The 16,346-nt window shown below is 39.8% G+C and carries 31 protein-coding genes; all 31 read left to right on the top strand.

Going from position 1 to position 16,346, the window contains the following annotated elements:
• The first annotated feature begins 62 nt into the window (after positions 1-62).
• Positions 63-1,253 carry an elongation factor Tu gene (tuf, locus tag BN990_RS18035; protein WP_021292713.1) on the top strand — a complete coding sequence of 397 codons (1,191 nt, stop codon included), beginning with the start codon at positions 63-65 and terminating at the stop codon, positions 1,251-1,253.
• 425 nt (positions 1,254-1,678) lie between these two features.
• Complete coding sequence (rpsJ, locus tag BN990_RS18030; RefSeq protein WP_021292712.1) at positions 1,679-1,987, top strand: 30S ribosomal protein S10; 309 nt, start codon at positions 1,679-1,681, stop codon at positions 1,985-1,987.
• 29 nt (positions 1,988-2,016) lie between these two features.
• Positions 2,017-2,646 carry a 50S ribosomal protein L3 gene (gene rplC, locus BN990_RS18025; RefSeq protein ID WP_021292711.1) on the top strand — a complete coding sequence of 210 codons (630 nt, stop codon included), beginning with the start codon at positions 2,017-2,019 and terminating at the stop codon, positions 2,644-2,646.
• 26 nt (positions 2,647-2,672) lie between these two features.
• Positions 2,673-3,296: a 50S ribosomal protein L4 gene (gene rplD, locus BN990_RS18020; protein WP_021292710.1), complete on the top strand. Its 624-nt coding sequence runs from the start codon at positions 2,673-2,675 to the stop codon at positions 3,294-3,296.
• Positions 3,296-3,583: a 50S ribosomal protein L23 gene (gene rplW / locus BN990_RS18015; RefSeq protein WP_021292709.1), complete on the top strand. Its 288-nt coding sequence runs from the start codon at positions 3,296-3,298 to the stop codon at positions 3,581-3,583. Before rplD ends, rplW begins: the two co-directional genes overlap by 1 nt.
• A 31-nt stretch (positions 3,584-3,614) precedes the next feature.
• Positions 3,615-4,445, top strand: a complete 831-nt coding sequence (gene rplB, locus BN990_RS18010) for a 50S ribosomal protein L2 (protein ID WP_021292708.1) — start codon at positions 3,615-3,617, stop codon at positions 4,443-4,445.
• A gap of 55 nt (positions 4,446-4,500) precedes the next feature.
• Positions 4,501-4,779, top strand: a complete 279-nt coding sequence (rpsS, locus tag BN990_RS18005; RefSeq protein ID WP_021292707.1) for a 30S ribosomal protein S19 — start codon at positions 4,501-4,503, stop codon at positions 4,777-4,779.
• Positions 4,780-4,797: 18 nt separating this feature from the next.
• Positions 4,798-5,139 carry a 50S ribosomal protein L22 gene (rplV, locus tag BN990_RS18000; protein ID WP_021292706.1) on the top strand — a complete coding sequence of 114 codons (342 nt, stop codon included), beginning with the start codon at positions 4,798-4,800 and terminating at the stop codon, positions 5,137-5,139.
• Between the two features lie 3 nt (positions 5,140-5,142).
• Entirely contained in the window at positions 5,143-5,784 is a 642-nt protein-coding gene (rpsC, locus tag BN990_RS17995) for a 30S ribosomal protein S3 (RefSeq protein WP_021292705.1), read from the top strand.
• A gap of 18 nt (positions 5,785-5,802) precedes the next feature.
• Positions 5,803-6,237, top strand: a complete 435-nt coding sequence (gene rplP, locus BN990_RS17990) for a 50S ribosomal protein L16 (RefSeq protein WP_021292704.1) — start codon at positions 5,803-5,805, stop codon at positions 6,235-6,237.
• Positions 6,227-6,427 carry a 50S ribosomal protein L29 gene (gene rpmC, locus BN990_RS17985; protein WP_021292703.1) on the top strand — a complete coding sequence of 67 codons (201 nt, stop codon included), beginning with the start codon at positions 6,227-6,229 and terminating at the stop codon, positions 6,425-6,427. Before rplP ends, rpmC begins: the two co-directional genes overlap by 11 nt.
• Positions 6,428-6,453: 26 nt before the next feature.
• Positions 6,454-6,717, top strand: a complete 264-nt coding sequence (gene rpsQ, locus BN990_RS17980; protein WP_021292702.1) for a 30S ribosomal protein S17 — start codon at positions 6,454-6,456, stop codon at positions 6,715-6,717.
• A 42-nt stretch (positions 6,718-6,759) separates the two neighbouring features.
• Positions 6,760-7,128, top strand: a complete 369-nt coding sequence (gene rplN / locus BN990_RS17975; protein ID WP_021292701.1) for a 50S ribosomal protein L14 — start codon at positions 6,760-6,762, stop codon at positions 7,126-7,128.
• Between the two features lie 36 nt (positions 7,129-7,164).
• Positions 7,165-7,476: a 50S ribosomal protein L24 gene (rplX, locus tag BN990_RS17970; protein ID WP_021292700.1), complete on the top strand. Its 312-nt coding sequence runs from the start codon at positions 7,165-7,167 to the stop codon at positions 7,474-7,476.
• Between the two features lie 25 nt (positions 7,477-7,501).
• Positions 7,502-8,041, top strand: a complete 540-nt coding sequence (rplE, locus tag BN990_RS17965) for a 50S ribosomal protein L5 (RefSeq protein WP_031335901.1) — start codon at positions 7,502-7,504, stop codon at positions 8,039-8,041.
• Between the two features lie 30 nt (positions 8,042-8,071).
• Positions 8,072-8,257 carry a type Z 30S ribosomal protein S14 gene (locus tag BN990_RS17960; protein ID WP_019375521.1) on the top strand — a complete coding sequence of 62 codons (186 nt, stop codon included), beginning with the start codon at positions 8,072-8,074 and terminating at the stop codon, positions 8,255-8,257.
• A 29-nt stretch (positions 8,258-8,286) separates the two neighbouring features.
• On the top strand, positions 8,287-8,685 hold the full coding sequence (gene rpsH / locus BN990_RS17955; protein WP_021292698.1) for a 30S ribosomal protein S8: 399 nt from the start codon (positions 8,287-8,289) through the stop codon (positions 8,683-8,685).
• 31 nt (positions 8,686-8,716) lie between these two features.
• On the top strand, positions 8,717-9,253 hold the full coding sequence (rplF, locus tag BN990_RS17950) for a 50S ribosomal protein L6 (RefSeq protein ID WP_021292697.1): 537 nt from the start codon (positions 8,717-8,719) through the stop codon (positions 9,251-9,253).
• A gap of 32 nt (positions 9,254-9,285) precedes the next feature.
• Positions 9,286-9,648 carry a 50S ribosomal protein L18 gene (rplR, locus tag BN990_RS17945; RefSeq protein ID WP_021292696.1) on the top strand — a complete coding sequence of 121 codons (363 nt, stop codon included), beginning with the start codon at positions 9,286-9,288 and terminating at the stop codon, positions 9,646-9,648.
• A 20-nt stretch (positions 9,649-9,668) separates the two neighbouring features.
• A complete protein-coding gene (gene rpsE, locus BN990_RS17940; RefSeq protein ID WP_021292695.1) occupies positions 9,669-10,172 on the top strand; it encodes a 30S ribosomal protein S5 in 504 nt (167 codons plus the stop codon).
• Positions 10,173-10,185: 13 nt separating this feature from the next.
• Positions 10,186-10,368 (top strand): 50S ribosomal protein L30, encoded by a 183-nt coding sequence (gene rpmD / locus BN990_RS17935; protein WP_021292694.1) that lies wholly within the window; start codon positions 10,186-10,188, stop codon positions 10,366-10,368.
• 32 nt (positions 10,369-10,400) lie between these two features.
• Positions 10,401-10,841, top strand: a complete 441-nt coding sequence (gene rplO, locus BN990_RS17930; protein WP_021292693.1) for a 50S ribosomal protein L15 — start codon at positions 10,401-10,403, stop codon at positions 10,839-10,841.
• On the top strand, positions 10,841-12,136 hold the full coding sequence (secY, locus tag BN990_RS17925) for a preprotein translocase subunit SecY (RefSeq protein WP_021292692.1): 1,296 nt from the start codon (positions 10,841-10,843) through the stop codon (positions 12,134-12,136). The genes rplO and secY overlap by 1 nt, the downstream gene beginning before the upstream one ends.
• A gap of 33 nt (positions 12,137-12,169) precedes the next feature.
• Entirely contained in the window at positions 12,170-12,814 is a 645-nt protein-coding gene (locus BN990_RS17920; RefSeq protein WP_021292691.1) for an adenylate kinase, read from the top strand.
• 257 nt (positions 12,815-13,071) lie between these two features.
• On the top strand, positions 13,072-13,407 hold the full coding sequence (locus tag BN990_RS17915; protein WP_021292690.1) for a KOW domain-containing RNA-binding protein: 336 nt from the start codon (positions 13,072-13,074) through the stop codon (positions 13,405-13,407).
• A complete protein-coding gene (gene infA / locus BN990_RS17910) occupies positions 13,385-13,603 on the top strand; it encodes a translation initiation factor IF-1 (protein ID WP_010095735.1) in 219 nt (72 codons plus the stop codon). The genes BN990_RS17915 and infA overlap by 23 nt, the downstream gene beginning before the upstream one ends.
• A gap of 30 nt (positions 13,604-13,633) precedes the next feature.
• Complete coding sequence (gene rpmJ, locus BN990_RS17905; RefSeq protein WP_010095733.1) at positions 13,634-13,747, top strand: 50S ribosomal protein L36; 114 nt, start codon at positions 13,634-13,636, stop codon at positions 13,745-13,747.
• A 23-nt stretch (positions 13,748-13,770) separates the two neighbouring features.
• A complete protein-coding gene (gene rpsM, locus BN990_RS17900; RefSeq protein ID WP_021292689.1) occupies positions 13,771-14,136 on the top strand; it encodes a 30S ribosomal protein S13 in 366 nt (121 codons plus the stop codon).
• A gap of 24 nt (positions 14,137-14,160) precedes the next feature.
• Positions 14,161-14,550 carry a 30S ribosomal protein S11 gene (gene rpsK, locus BN990_RS17895; protein WP_021292688.1) on the top strand — a complete coding sequence of 130 codons (390 nt, stop codon included), beginning with the start codon at positions 14,161-14,163 and terminating at the stop codon, positions 14,548-14,550.
• Between the two features lie 209 nt (positions 14,551-14,759).
• Entirely contained in the window at positions 14,760-15,704 is a 945-nt protein-coding gene (locus BN990_RS17890) for a DNA-directed RNA polymerase subunit alpha (protein WP_021292687.1), read from the top strand.
• Positions 15,705-15,814: 110 nt separating this feature from the next.
• Positions 15,815-16,168, top strand: coding sequence for a 50S ribosomal protein L17 (rplQ, locus tag BN990_RS17885; protein ID WP_021292686.1), 354 nt, complete (start codon positions 15,815-15,817; stop codon positions 16,166-16,168).
• The last annotated feature ends 178 nt before the right edge of the window (positions 16,169-16,346 follow it).

The following is a 16,346-nucleotide window of genomic DNA, read 5'->3' as shown; positions in this document are numbered from 1 at the left end:
GTTTCTTAGCTAACCATAAATATTAAAAAAACACTTTTACTTATTTAAAGGAGGAACTATAAATGGCTAAAGAAAAGTTCGATCGCTCTAAAAGTCACGTGAACGTTGGTACAATTGGACACGTTGACCATGGTAAAACTACGTTAACTGCAGCAATTACAATTGTAATGCACAAAAAATCTGGTAAAGGTACTGAAATGGCTTATGACCAAATCGATAACGCGCCAGAAGAGAAAGAGCGTGGAATCACTATCGCAACTTCTCACGTAGAATATGAAACTGACACTCGTCACTATGCACACGTTGACTGCCCAGGACACGCTGACTATGTTAAAAACATGATCACTGGTGCTGCTCAAATGGACGGCGCTATCCTAGTAGTATCTGCTGCAGATGGTCCAATGCCACAAACTCGTGAGCACATCCTACTATCTAAAAACGTTGGGGTACCTTCCATCGTTGTATTCCTTAACAAAACAGATATGGTAGATGACGAAGAGCTTCTTGAACTTGTTGAAATGGAAGTTCGTGACCTATTAACAGAATACGATTTCCCTGGTGATGATGTACCAGTAATCAAAGGTTCTGCCCTTAAAGCAATTGAAGGAGATGCAGAATACGAAGAGAAAATCGTTGAACTTATGGCTGCAGTTGATGAGTACATTCCAACTCCAGACCGTGACAAAGATAAACCATTCATGATGCCAGTTGAGGACGTATTCTCAATCACTGGTCGTGGTACAGTTGCTACTGGTCGTGTAGAACGTGGTGAAGTACGTGTTGGTGATGATGTTGAAATCATCGGCCTTAACGAAAAAGCTGCTAAAACTACTGTAACTGGTGTAGAAATGTTCCGTAAGCTTCTAGATTACGCTGAAGCTGGCGATAACATTGGTGCACTACTACGTGGTGTAGCACGTGATGATATCAACCGTGGACAAGTGTTGGCTAAACCAGGTTCAATCACTCCACACACGAAATTTAAATCTGAAGTTTACGTACTATCTAAAGAAGAAGGTGGACGTCATACTCCGTTCTTCCAAAACTATCGTCCACAATTCTATTTCCGTACTACTGACGTAACTGGTGTTATCACTCTACCAGAAGGTACTGAAATGGTTATGCCTGGAGATAACATTGAAATGACTGTAGAGCTTATTTCTCCAATCGCTATTGAAGATGGTACTCGCTTCTCTATTCGTGAAGGCGGACGTACAGTTGGATCTGGCGTTGTAACTGAAATTAACGAGTAATTAAAAAAACCGTAGATGTAACATTCATCTGCGGTTTTTTATTATGTTGATTTCGTATTATTTTTTTGAACTTCTCAACAAGGTCTAAACCTATTTATAGCATGCTTTTTAGTGCAAGAAACCTTAACTCAGAAATGAAACTTGCAGATTGCTAAAAATTTCTGCTTACTACTAATAGAAAATTTCTTTCATCCCTTGCAATCACTAGCTATAACAAGTATAATACATAAATGTGCAATTACCTATAAATTATCGATAAAGGGTTGCATTGACCAGCTATATTCTATATAATAAGAATGTTGGTCATCAGAGGCGATGAAGCGGAAGGTTGTTGGCACACCCGGCCCCTTTGCCATGGCGAGTGGTTAAGAAATTTCCGCGGAGTATGTCTATACGAAATATGGGCGAAAAAAGGAGGGAAAATAATGGCAAAAGAAAAAATTAGAATCCGTTTGAAAGCTTATGATCACCGTATTTTAGATCAATCAGCTGAAAAGATTGTAGACACAGCGAAACGTTCCGGAGCAAATGTTTCTGGTCCAATTCCGTTGCCTACAGAAAAATCAGTTTACACTGTATTACGTGCGGTTCATAAATACAAGGATTCACGTGAGCAATTCGAAATGCGTACACATAAACGTCTAATCGATATTGTTAACCCTACACCGCAAACGGTCGATTCACTAATGCGTCTTGACTTACCATCTGGTGTGGATATTGAAATCAAATTATAATTCTTTTTTATAAATAGGAGGTGTAACGGATGACGAAAGGAATCTTAGGTCGTAAAATCGGCATGACTCAGCTTTTCTCTGAAACTGGTGAATTAATTCCCGTAACAGTAATTCAAGCTGAGCCAAATGTTGTTTTGCAAAAAAGAACAATGGAAAATGACGGTTATGAAGCACTACAACTCGGTTTTGCTGATGTAAAGGAATCACGTACTAATAAGGCGGAAAAAGGTCATGCTGAAAAAGCAAACACAACCCCTAAGCGCTACGTTCGTGAAATCCGTAACGCAAATCTTGACGAACATGAAGTAGGTCAAGAAATCAGCGTGAATGTTTTTGAAGCAGGAGAAAAAATCGATGTTACTGGTACAACGAAAGGGAAAGGATTCCAAGGTTCAATTAAGCGTCACAACCAACAACGTGGCCCAATGTCCCATGGTTCCCATTTCCACAGAAGTCCTGGTGCACTTGGTTCTATTGACCCAATGCGCGTATTTAAAGGAAGACCTCTTCCGGGACGTATGGGTGGAGATCAAGTAACGATTCAAAACCTTGAGGTTGTAAAAGTAGACGAAGAAAGTAATCTTCTATTAGTGAAAGGGAATGTCCCTGGAGCGAAAAAATCATTCGTGAAAATAACAAGTACTATTAAGGCTAACTAATCATACACACGAAGGGAGGATATGTCATGCCTAAAGTAGCACTATTGAAACAAGACGGTACACAAGCTGGCGATTTAGAATTGAACGATGCTGTATTCGGTATTGAGCCAAATACGCATGTTTTACATGAAGCAGTAGTTATGCAAGGTGCATCTACACGCCAAGGGACGCATGCGGTTAAAAACCGTTCTGAAGTTCGTGGCGGTGGTCGCAAACCATGGCGCCAAAAAGGAACTGGTCGTGCACGTCAAGGATCTATCCGCTCACCGCAATGGGTAGGTGGTGGAACTGTATTCGGACCAACTCCACGCAGCTATAGCTATAAATTACCGAAGAAAGTACGTCGTTTAGCAATGAAATCTGCATTGTCTTCAAAAGTAAAAGAAGATAATCTTGTTGTTTTGGAAGGTATTGCAATGGATGCTCCAAAAACAAAAGAAGTAGTAAAAATGTTAGAAGCTTTGAGCATTGATACGAAAGCTTTGATTGTAGTTGCTGAGAAAGACGAAACAGTCATCCGTTCAGCAAATAATCTTCAATCAGTAACTGTATTAACTGTTGAAGAATTAAATGTTCTAGACTTGCTTGGACATGACAAGCTGATCCTAACGAAGGATGCAGCTGAAAAAGCAGGGGAGGTGCTTGCATAATGAAAGATCCACGTGATATTATAAAGCGCCCTGTCATTACGGAGCATTCAGCTGATTTAATGGCAGAAAAAAAATACACGTTTGAGGTAGCTCCAAAAGCAAACAAAACAGAAATTAAGAATGCTGTAGAATTAGTTTTCGGAGTGAAGGTTGTAAAAGTTAACACATTAAACCTAAAAGGTAAGTTTAAGCGTATGGGTCGTTACGGTGGATATCGCCCAGATCGTAAAAAAGCTATTGTCGAGCTTTCGGAAGATAGTAAAGAACTAGACTTCTTTGAAGCATAAAAAAAGAAATTCGTAAAAGGAGGGAAAAAAGATGGCGATTAAAAAGTTTAAACCAACGTCCAATGGTAGACGTAATATGTCCGTATCTGACTTTGCTGAAATCACTACAGATACGCCTGAAAAATCCCTTTTAAGCCCTGTTTACAAACGCGGCGGTCGTAATAATCAAGGGAAATTAACTGTTCGTCATCAAGGTGGCGGCCACAAGCGTCAATACCGTATCATTGACTTCAAACGTGATAAAGATGGTATACCAGGACGCGTTGCTACTGTTGAATATGATCCAAACCGTTCAGCTAACATTGCGTTAATTAACTATGCTGATGGTGAAAAACGTTATATCCTTGCCCCTAAAGGAGTAAAAGTAGGTCAGGAAATAGAGTCTGGCGAAAATGCTGATATCAAACTTGGTAATGCTTTGCCACTGGCTAACATTCCTGTCGGTACAATTATTCACAATGTCGAGTTGAAACCAGGTCGTGGTGGGCAACTAGCACGTTCAGCTGGAGCGGATGCTCAAATTCTTGGACGTGAAGACAAATATACGTTGGTTCGTCTAGCATCAGGAGAAGTTCGTTTAATTCTATCTACTTGTCGCGCAACTGTAGGTCAAGTTGGTAATATTGAGCATGAACTTGTACGTGTTGGAAAAGCAGGTCGTTCTCGTTGGTTAGGCAAACGCCCAACTGTACGCGGATCTGTAATGAACCCTAATGATCACCCGCACGGTGGTGGTGAAGGACGTGCTCCTATCGGTCGTAAGTCACCAATGTCACCTTGGGGTAAACCAACACTTGGATATAAAACGCGTCAACGTAATAAGCCAAGTGATAAATATATCGTTCGTAAGCGTAAAAAATAGTTAAATCTAGTGGCGGGACATCACCCGTCTCTCAATTGCGAAAGGAGGTTTATCCATGGGTCGTAGTTTGAAAAAAGGACCTTTTGCAGATGACCATCTGATGTCAAAGATTGAAACGTTAAATGAAAGTGACAAAAAACAAGTAATTAAGACTTGGTCACGCCGTTCTACTATATTCCCTACTTTTGTTGGCCACACCATTGCTGTGTATGACGGACGCAAACATGTACCGGTTTACATCACAGAAGATATGGTTGGACATAAATTAGGAGAATTCGCGCCAACACGCACTTACAGAGGGCACGGTGGCGACGATAAGAAAACAAAACGCTAATGAGAGGAGGCACACAACATGCAAGCTAAAGCCGTTGCTAAATCGGTTCGTATTGCTCCTCGTAAAGTACGTTTAGTCGTTGATCTTATTCGAGGAAAAAATGTTGGTGAAGCAATTGCGATATTACGCCATACACAACGCGGTGCTTCTCCAGTCGTAGAAAAAGTATTAAATTCTGCTGTAGCTAATGCAGAACATAATTATGAGATGGATACAGACAATCTAGTGATTTCAGAAGCATATGTCAATGAAGGTGCTACTTTGAAACGTTTCCGTCCACGTGCACAAGGACGTGCAAGTAGAATCAACAAACGCACTAGCCACATTACAGTTGTGGTAACAGAAAAGAAGGAGGGATAGTCAGTGGGTCAAAAAGTAAATCCAACGGGTCTTCGTGTCGGTATTATTAAAGACTGGGAGTCTAAATGGTACGCAGGCAAAGATTATGCAGACTTACTACATGAAGATATTAAAATAAGAGAATATCTTGAAAACCGTCTATCAATTGCTGCTGTTTCTTCTATCGACATTGAGCGTGCAGCAAACCGTGTAAACATTACAATTCATACTGGAAAACCAGGAATGGTAATCGGTAAAGGCGGTTCAGAAGTAGAAGCGCTACGTAAATCATTGAACAGCTTAACTGGCAAGCGAGTTCATATCAATATCGTAGAAATTAAAAAAGTAGACTTAGATGCGACGTTAGTTGCTGAAAATATTGCTCGTCAATTAGAGAATCGTATTTCTTTCCGTCGTGCTCAGAAACAATCTATTCAACGTGCAATGCGCGCTGGGGCTAAAGGGATTAAAACACAAGTATCTGGTCGTCTTGGTGGAGCAGATATCGCTCGTGCGGAACATTATAGCGAAGGAACAGTACCACTACACACACTTCGTGCTGACATCGATTATGGCACAGCAGAAGCAGACACAACCTATGGTAAATTAGGTGTTAAAGTGTGGATCTATCGTGGAGAAGTCCTTCCAACTAAATCAGAAAAATAAGGAAGGGGGCAATGCATTATGTTAATGCCTAAACGTGTGAAATATCGTAAACAACATCGTGGTAAAATGAGAGGCCAAGCTAAAGGTGGCACTACTGTGGCTTTTGGTGAATATGGTTTACAAGCAACAGAAGCTACTTGGATCACTAGTCGTCAAATCGAAGCTGCTCGTATTGCAATGACACGTTACATGAAACGTGGCGGTAAAGTTTGGATCAAAATCTTTCCTGATAAACCATACACTGCAAAACCCCTAGAAGTTCGTATGGGTTCCGGTAAAGGTGCTCCTGAAGGATGGGTAGCAGTAGTGAAACCAGGAAAAATTATGTTTGAAATCGCAGGTGTATCAGAAGAGGTTGCTCGCGAAGCGTTGCGTCTTGCTTCTCATAAACTTCCGATTAAAACTAAGTTTGTAAAACGTGAAGAAATTGGTGGTGAAAGCAATGAAGGCTAATGAAATTAGAGAACTAACCACTGCCGAAATTGAACAAAAAGTGAAATCGTTAAAAGAAGAGTTATTTAATTTGCGTTTCCAACTTGCGACTGGTCAATTGGAAAATACGGCACGTATTCGTGAAGTAAGAAAAACAATTGCTCGCCTTAAAACTGTTGTACGCCAACGTGAACTTAGCGTAAATAACTAGAAATCTGAGAGGAGGTTACCCTCAAAATGACTGAACGTAATAATCGTAAACTTTACACAGGCCGTGTTGTTTCTGACAAGTCGGATAAAACAATCACTGTTTTAGTTGAAACTTATAAGTTTCATAAATTGTACGGTAAACGTGTTAAGTATTCTAAAAAATTCAAAGCACATGATGAGAATAACCAAGCAAAAACTGGTGATATCGTAAGTATCATGGAAACTCGTCCGCTATCAGCTACTAAACGTTTTCGTCTCGTTGAAATCGTTGAAGAAGCGGTAATTATATAATAAAGTTCGCTCGGAAGGTATCCGAAGGGAGGTCACAGCGATATGATTCAACAAGAAACTCGTTTAAAAGTTGCAGATAACTCTGGTGCACGTGAATTGTTGACCATTAAGGTGTTGGGTGGATCTGGACGCAAGACTGCTAATATTGGTGATGTTATTGTTTGTACTGTAAAAGAAGCAACACCAGGAGGCGTTGTCAAAAAAGGTGAAGTTGTTAAAGCTGTCATCGTACGTTCAAAATCTGGTGCACGCCGTAAAGATGGATCATATATTCGTTTTGATGAAAATGCAGCGGTAATTGTTCGTGATGATAAAAGTCCAAGAGGAACTCGTATCTTCGGACCAGTCGCACGTGAATTACGTGAAGCAAAATTCATGAAAATCGTATCTCTTGCTCCAGAAGTATTATAAGCTTAAAAATTAGCCTTGTTAGGAGGTGCGTTAAGCATGCATGTAAAAAAAGGTGATAAAGTAAAAGTTATTTCCGGTAAAGACCGTGGAAAAGAAGGCACTATCTTAGAAGCATTTCCCAAGAAGGATCGTGTGCTCGTAGAAGGAATCAACATGATTAAAAAACATGCGAAACCTTCACAAGAGAATCCGCAAGGCGGTATTCTGAATCAAGAAGCAGCTATCCATGTTTCTAATGTAATGCTAATAGACCCTAAATCCGGAGAACCAACTCGTGTTGGCCATGAAGAACGTGATGGAAAGAAAGTCCGCATCGCTAAAAAATCCGGTGAAGCGTTAGATAAATAGTTTCAGGCGAAAGGAGGGCCACATGATGAATCAATTGAAAACAAAGTACCAAGATGAAGTATTACCATCTTTAATGAATAAATTTAATTATGAATCTGTTATGCAAGTACCAGCAATCGAAAAAATTGTTATTAACATGGGTGTTGGTGATGCAGTACAGAACTCGAAAGCTTTGGATAACGCTGTCGAAGAGCTTGCGTTAATTTCTGGTCAAAAACCAATGATAACTCGTGCTAAGAAATCTATCGCTGGATTCCGTCTACGTGAAGGTATGCCAATCGGCGCTAAAGTAACCCTTCGCGGAGAGCGTATGTACGAATTTCTTCAAAAGCTAATTGCAGTATCACTTCCACGTGTACGTGACTTCCGTGGTATCTCTAAAAAGGCTTTTGATGGTCGTGGAAATTACACATTAGGTGTTAAAGAACAACTAATTTTCCCAGAAATTAATTATGATAAAGTAAACAAGGTTCGTGGTATGGATATTGTTATCGTAACAAGCTCTAATACTGACGAAGAAGCTCGTGAACTTCTGGCTCAACTAGGCATGCCTTTCCAAAAATAAGCCAAAGAGCTAATACAAGGAGGGAAAATTGTGGCTAAAAAATCCATGATTGCAAAACAAAAACGTCCACAAAAATATCAAGTACGTGAGTATACACGTTGTGAGCGTTGTGGTCGTCCACATTCTGTAATCCGTAAATTTAAACTTTGCCGTATTTGTTTCCGCGAACTTGCCTATAAAGGTCAAATTCCTGGTGTCAAAAAAGCAAGCTGGTAAACCCCGATTCGGGAAGGAGGTAATGATTAATGGTTATGACAGATCCAATCGCAGATATGCTAACTCGTATTCGTAATGCTAACATGGTAAAACATGAAAAGTTAGAGCTTCCTGCTTCTAAAATGAAAAAAGAGGTCGCAGACATCCTGAAACGTGAAGGTTTTGTTTCTGACTATGAGCTTGTTGAAGACAGCAAGCAAGGTATTCTGCGTATTTTCCTTAAATACGGTGTAAACGAAGAGCGAGTAATTACAGGTATCAAACGTATTAGTAAACCAGGACTACGTGTCTATGCAAAAGCTAATGAAGTACCTCGCGTACTTAACGGTTTAGGTATTGCTATCGTTTCCACTTCTAGAGGTGTGCTTTCTGACAAAGAAGCTCGTTCTCAAGCAGTTGGTGGCGAAGTAATTGCATATGTCTGGTAATTGAACATTTATTGATGAGGAGGTGCATGGGATGTCTCGTATAGGACTTAAACCGATTGAAATTCCCCAAGGTGTAGAAGTAAAATTCGATGGTACGGTAGTAACAGTTAAAGGACCTAAAGGTGAATTAACTAGAGATCTACATCCAGATATTAAAGTTAATATGGAAGATAACGTGATTACGTTAGAACGTCCAAGTGATCACAAAGATCACCGCGCTCTACACGGAACGACTCGTAGCCTTATCAACAACATGGTTGAAGGTGTAAGTAAAGGGTTTGAAAAATCTCTTGAAATTATCGGGGTTGGTTACCGTGCTCTAAAACAAGGCAATAAAGTTGTGATTAACGCAGGTTACTCACACCCTGTTGAACTAGATCCAATCGACGGAATTGAAATTGAAGTACCGAAGAATACACAAATCGTTGTAAAAGGTATTGATAAAGAATTAGTTGGCGCTGTTGCTTCTAACATTAGAGCAATTCGTCCTCCTGAACCGTATAAAGGTAAAGGGATTCGCTATGAAGGTGAATATGTACGTCGTAAAGAAGGTAAAACTGCTAAGTAAGAATAGTTAGGGAGCAGAAAGGAGTGACCTAAATGATTACAAAACCTGACAAAAATGTTGTACGTAAAAGAAGGCACGCACGTGTACGTAAAAGTCTTTTCGGCACACAAGAGCGTCCGCGTCTAAACGTATATCGTTCAAATAAACACATCTATGTACAATTGATTGATGATATAGAAGGAGTTACTGTTGCAAGTGCTTCTACGAAAGATAATGAACTGAATGCAGGCTCTACAAGCAATGTAGAAGCGGCAAAGCAGGTCGGAGAAATGATTGCTAAACGTGCTCAGGATAAAGGTTACAAATCGGTTGTTTTCGATCGCGGAGGCTACCTTTATCATGGACGTGTGAAAGCTTTGGCAGATGCTGCAAGAGAAGCAGGTCTTGAATTTTAATCGATAAAGGAGGGACATACATGAGTAAAAACATTGATCCGAACAAATTAGATCTTGAAGAACGTGTTGTTACGGTCAACCGTGTTGCAAAAGTTGTAAAAGGTGGACGTCGTTTCCGTTTTGCAGCTCTAGTAGTTGTCGGTGATAAAAATGGTCATGTAGGTTTTGGTACAGGGAAAGCTCAAGAAGTACCAGAAGCAATTAAAAAAGCAGTTGATGATGCAAAGAAAAATTTAATTTCAGTACCAATTGTTGGAACTACTATTCCGCATGAAATTCATGGTCAATATGGTTCAGGTAATGTATTATTAAAACCAGCAACAGAAGGTACTGGAGTTATCTCTGGTGGACCAGTTCGTGCAATCTTAGAACTTGCTGGTGTAGGTGATATTCTAACGAAATCACTCGGTTCAAATACACCGATTAATATGATCCGTGCAACATTAAATGGACTATCAAACTTGAAGCGTGCAGAAGATGTAGCAAAACTACGTGGAAAGTCTGTAGAAGAACTGTTAGGATAAGGAGGGAACTGTTATGTCTAAAAAACTAGAAATCACCCTCACGCGCAGTGTTATTGGTGGAACAGAAGCACAAAAGAAAACTGTTCAAGCATTAGGCTTAAAAAAAATTCGTCAATCAGTTGTTCATGAAGATACTCCAGCGCTTCGCGGCATGGTAGATAAAGTATCTCATTTACTAACGGTTAAAGAAGTTTAATTTTAAAATCAGCGTAAAGAGGAGGTGCTCGAATGAAACTTCATGAATTGAAGGCTGCAGAAGGTGCACGTAAAAACCGTAATCGTGTAGGTCGCGGTATGTCATCAGGTAACGGTAAAACTTCAGGACGTGGACATAAAGGACAAAAAGCACGTTCAGGCGGTGGAACTCGCCCAGGTTTTGAAGGTGGTCAAATGCCACTATTCCAACGTTTACCAAAACGAGGATTTACAAACATCCATCGTAAAGAGTTTGCTATTGTAAACTTAGATACGTTAAATCGTTTTGAAGACGGCACAGAAATTACACCTGAGCTATTACTGGAAGAAGGTGTCGTAAGCAAACTAAAAGCCGGTATTAAAGTACTAGGCAATGGTGCTATCGAAAAGAAACTAACAGTAAAAGCTCATAAGTTCTCGGCTTCAGCTAAAGAAGCAATCGAGGCAGCGGGCGGTCAAACAGAGGTGATCTAATGTTCCGTACAATCTCCAATTTTATGCGCGTAGGTGACATTAGACGGAAAATAATCTTCACATTACTTATGTTAATTGTCTTCCGTCTAGGCACATTTATTCCTGTGCCGTTTACAGATAAGCAAGCACTTGATCAATTGATGAGCTCACAAAATGTGTTTGGTTTTCTAAATACATTTGGTGGGGGAGCACTACAAAACTTTTCAGTTCTTGCCATGGGGATTATGCCTTACATTACAGCGTCTATTATTATGCAACTCTTGCAAATGGATGTTGTACCTAAATTTGCAGAATGGAAAAAGCAAGGTGATGCGGGTCGGAAGAAATTGGCACAGGTTACGCGTTACGGCACGATCGTACTTGCATTTATCCAAGCAATTGCGATGTCAATTGGCTTCAATGCAATGGCAGGTGGTATGTTAATCTCAGACCCTGGCGTAATGAAGTTCCTTGTTATTGCAATTGTCTTAACAAGTGGAACAGCATTTCTGATGTGGCTCGGCGAACAAATCACTGCAAATGGAGTAGGTAATGGTATTTCCATTATCATTTTTGCAGGTATCGTTGCAGCTGTGCCAAATGGAGTGAAACAATTATACAGCCAGTATTTTGTAAATCCTGGTGATGATTTGTTTATTAATATTGTTATTGTTGCACTAATTGCTTTGGTAGTTGTAGCAGTGACGGTTGGTGTTATCTTTATTCAACAGGCATTGCGCAAAATACCAATTCAATACGCGAAAAAACTTGTTAATCGCTCTCCGGTTGGCGGACATTCTACACATTTACCATTAAAAGTAAATGCTGCTGGAGTAATCCCAGTCATCTTTGCGATTGCATTTATAATGGCACCAAGTACGGTTGCCGGTTTCTTTGAAGGTAATGAAATAGCGGCTACGATTCAGCGTATATTCGATTATACACAGCCAATTGGTATGGTTATCTATGTGGCATTAATAATTGCTTTCACTTATTTCTATACCTTTGTTCAAGTTAATCCAGAACAAATGGCCGAGAATTTACAAAAACAAGGTGGTTACATCCCGGGGATTCGCCCAGGTAAGAACACAGAAACGTATTTAACAAGAGTTCTTTACCGTTTAACGTTTGTAGGTGCATTGTTTTTAGCGGCTGTATCTGTACTACCTATTGCCCTTGGTGGAATGGCGAATCTACCTGCTTCTGTACAAATTGGCGGAACGAGTTTGTTAATCGTTGTAGGTGTAGCCCTGCAAACGATGAAACAATTGGAAAGTCAGTTAGTAAAGCGTCACTACAAAGGGTTTATAAAGTAATTTTTGCTGACAATGAGAGCGAGGGGAAATTTGTTGAACTTGATTTTAATGGGTCTGCCAGGTGCTGGTAAAGGTACGCAGGCTGAGAAAATAAATGAAAAATATAACATCCCTCATATTTCAACAGGAGATATGTTCCGTTTAGCTATTAAAGAGGGAACAGACCTAGGAAAGAAAGCAAAAGAATATATGGATCAAGGCGAACTTGTTCCAGATGAAGTTACGATTGGAATTGTCAGAGAGCGCTTGAATAAGGACGACTGTAAAAATGGTTTTCTATTGGATGGTTTCCCAAGAACGATCAACCAAGCCGAAGCCTTACAAGACTTATTACAAGATATGAACGAAACCATTGATTATGTACTTCATGTAGATGTACCAGAAGAAAAATTAGTGGAGCGTTTAACTGGTCGTAGAATTTGTCCGACATGCGGAGCAACTTATCATGTGGTTTATAACCCTCCTAAAGAGGATGGGATTTGTGATAAGGATGGTTCACAGTTAATCCAACGAGATGATGATAAAGCTGATACGGTGAAAAAGCGTCTATCTGTTAATATAGAACAAACAAAACCGTTATTAGATTTTTATGAGGATAAAGGATATCTTGTAACCGTTGATGGAAACCAAGATATTGATCAAGTATTTCGTGATATTCAATCCAAAATTGAGAAATAAGCATCTAAGCTGTTTTTAGCACACAAGGGATGCATTTCTATTTGCTAAAAGTTATAATTAGTTGTGAGTAACATACGCTTAAGACGTGTATTACTTTATAATATAAGTGACACAGGATAAAAAGTAGTAAACCTTTTTCCTATAAATAGTTGTTCTAATAGAGGTTAAAGTAGTGTGTCTAACGCTTGCTTCACCCTCTTGGGACATCATCTAAAAGGTAGCCATATAAACTATAGCCTAAGTGAAGGTGATCGTTGTTGAACGAAGATGATTCGATTCCGCTAATAGGTCAAGTTGTTCGTATTATGCAAGGACGAGAAGCGGGTCAATACGCAGTGGTAATTAAATTTATCGATGATAAGTATGTCCTGCTTGCAGATGGGGAAAAACGTAAATATGATCGACCAAAGAAAAAGAATATGCATCATATTGAATTAATGGATTACGTTTCTCCGGAAGTCCAAAACAGCCTTCTAGAAACTGGTCGTGTCACAAATGGTAAATTGCGATTTGCCATAGCAAAATTTGTCAATGAAGTTGTGACTGATTTGAAGAAGGGAGATCAACACGATGGCGAAAGACGATGTAATTGAAGTGGAAGGAACCGTAACAGAAACGTTGCCGAATGCGATGTTCAATGTTGAGCTAGAAAATGGCCATACCGTATTGGCCCATGTGTCTGGTAAGATTCGCATGCATTTCATTCGCATTCTTCCTGGCGATAAAGTAACGGTTGAACTTTCTCCGTATGATTTAACAAGAGGACGAATTACGTACCGTTATAAATAAGCTCTGCTCCATTTAAAGGAGGTAAAGATGATGAAAGTAAGAGCATCTGTAAAACCCATTTGTGAAAAATGTAAAGTAATTAAACGTAAAGGCAAAGTAATGGTCATTTGCGAAAATCCAAAGCATAAGCAAAAACAAGGATAATAAACAGGAGGTGTTTAAACGATATGGCACGTATTGCAGGTATTGATGTTCCACGTGATAAACGTGTGGTAATTTCACTAACATACATTTATGGAGTTGGTAAAACTACTGCACAGCAAATCCTTAAAGAAGCAGGCGTTTCTGAGGATACACGCGTACGCGACCTTACTGAGGATGAATTAGGTAAAATCCGTAAAGCAACGGATGAATATACAATCGAAGGTGACCTTCGTCGTGAAGTATCCCTTAATATTAAACGACTAATCGAAATTGGCTCTTATCGTGGGGTTCGTCATCGCCGTGGTCTTCCTCTTCGTGGACAAAAAACGAAAAACAACTCACGTACACGTAAAGGACCACGTCGTACGATCGCTAACAAGAAGAAATAACGAAAAAGGAGGTATATATAACCTATGGCACGTAAAACAAACACACGTAAACGTCGTGTGAAAAAGAATATTGAGTCAGGTATAGCACATATCCGTTCTACATTCAATAACACGATTGTTACGATCACGGATAAACAAGGTAACTCTATTGGATGGAGTTCAGCTGGTGCACTTGGCTTCAAAGGCTCTCGTAAATCTACGCCTTTTGCTGCACAAATGGCAGCTGAAACTGCTGCTAAGTCTGCAATTGATAATGGTATGAAAACACTTGAAGTAACGGTTAAAGGACCTGGAGCTGGTCGTGAAGCGGCTATTCGTTCACTTCAAGCAGCAGGATTGGAAGTTACAGCAATTGTTGACGTAACTCCAGTTCCTCATAATGGTTGTCGCCCACCAAAACGTCGTCGTGTATAATTATACCGTATATAATTTGTCACCCTGTCTATAATGGGTTATGATAGCTAAAAATGCAAAGGAGTGTATCCTTAGCGAACAGCATCCGAGAGACAAGAACGTACGAAAGAACTGCAGGTAGTGCAGAAACGCCAACTGCCTATTTGAGGAATTTCGGTTAGACAGTGGTCTAACCGGGGTTTCGACGTTTTAAAGGAGGGTTTTATTGAATGATCGAAATTGAAAAACCAAAAATTGAAACGGTAGAAATCAGCGATGATGCTACATTTGGAAAATTCGTAGTCGAACCGCTCGAACGTGGATATGGTACCACTCTAGGAAACTCCTTGCGTCGTATCCTACTATCCTCACTTCCAGGTGCTGCTGTTACATCAGTTCAAATTGATGGAGCGCTACATGAATTTTCAACAATCGAAGGTGTTGTTGAAGATGTGACAACGATTATTTTGAACCTGAAGAAGCTAGCTCTAAAAATTTACTCTGACGAAGAGAAAACATTAGAGATTGATGTGCAGGGAGAAGGAAAAGTTACGGCTGCAGACTTAACCTATGATAGTGATGTAGAAGTCTTAAATCCTGATTTGCCTATTGCTACATTAAACAGCAAAGGTAACTTGCATATGAAGATTACAGCAGAACGTGGACGTGGCTATCGTCCAGCTGATGCTAATAAAAGAGATGACCAACCAATTGGAATGATTCCAATTGATTCTATTTTTACTCCAGTGTCACGTGTTACCTATCAAGTAGAGAATACACGAGTAGGGCAAGTAGCTAATTTTGATAAATTAACAATGGATGTATGGACAGACGGAAGCATTCGTCCTGAAGAAGCCGTTTCTTTAGGCGCGAAAGTCTTTACGGAGCATCTTAATATTTTTGTAGGTTTAACAGATGAAGCACAAAACGCAGAGATTATGGTCGAGAAAGAAGAAGATCAAAAAGAAAAAGTGATGGAAATGACCATCGAAGAACTTGATTTATCTGTTAGATCTTATAACTGCTTAAAGCGTGCTGGTATTAATACAGTTCAAGAGCTTGCAAATAAATCTGAAGAAGATATGATGAAAGTTCGTAATCTTGGTCGTAAATCACTAGAAGAGGTAAAAGTTAAGTTAAATGATTTAGGTCTAGGCTTACGAGATGATGACTGATCATATAGACACCTAGATTAGGGCAATATGCTGAAATCACTATTATTCAAGCAGGTTGTTCGTTTAACTTTAGATTTAATCATAGTCATCAAGAAAGGGAGGGATAGTCCATGGCTAGAAAATTAGGTCGTACAACCGATCATCGTATGGCTTTGCTTCGTAACCTTGCTTCTGATTTAATTATTCATGAGCGGATCGAAACAACAGAAGCAAAAGCAAAGGAGCTAAAATCCGTCGTTGAAAAAATGATTACCTTGGGAAAACGTGGAGATCTTCATGCACGTCGCCAAGCTTCATCATTTTTATATAACCAGGAAGCTAACGAAAACGAAAGTGTAATTCAAAAGCTTTTCGATGATGTGGCTCCACGTTACGAAGACCGTCAAGGTGGATACACTCGTGTTCTTAAATTGGGTGCTCGTCAAGGTGATGGAGCAAACATGGCAATTATTGAACTAGTTTAATGTAACCACAACGACAAGGGCAGGACTGAATCTCTTCTACGAGGTGCATCCAAGCCCTTTTTTTGTAGTGGGAAGCGACTGTTTAGAGACGTTGCCATAAGTAAAAGGAATAACTCCGCTTCTTTTACTTATGGCCTCGGTTACATAAGATCCCAAGGTAGAGACGAGGAGGAGAAAC

This window comes from Virgibacillus salexigens, assembly GCF_000723585.1.
Taxonomy (GTDB): Bacteria; Bacillota; Bacilli; order Bacillales; family Amphibacillaceae; genus Virgibacillus; species Virgibacillus salexigens.
Note: the sequence above shows the minus strand (reverse complement) of the source record. Positions and strands in the feature narration are given on the sequence as shown.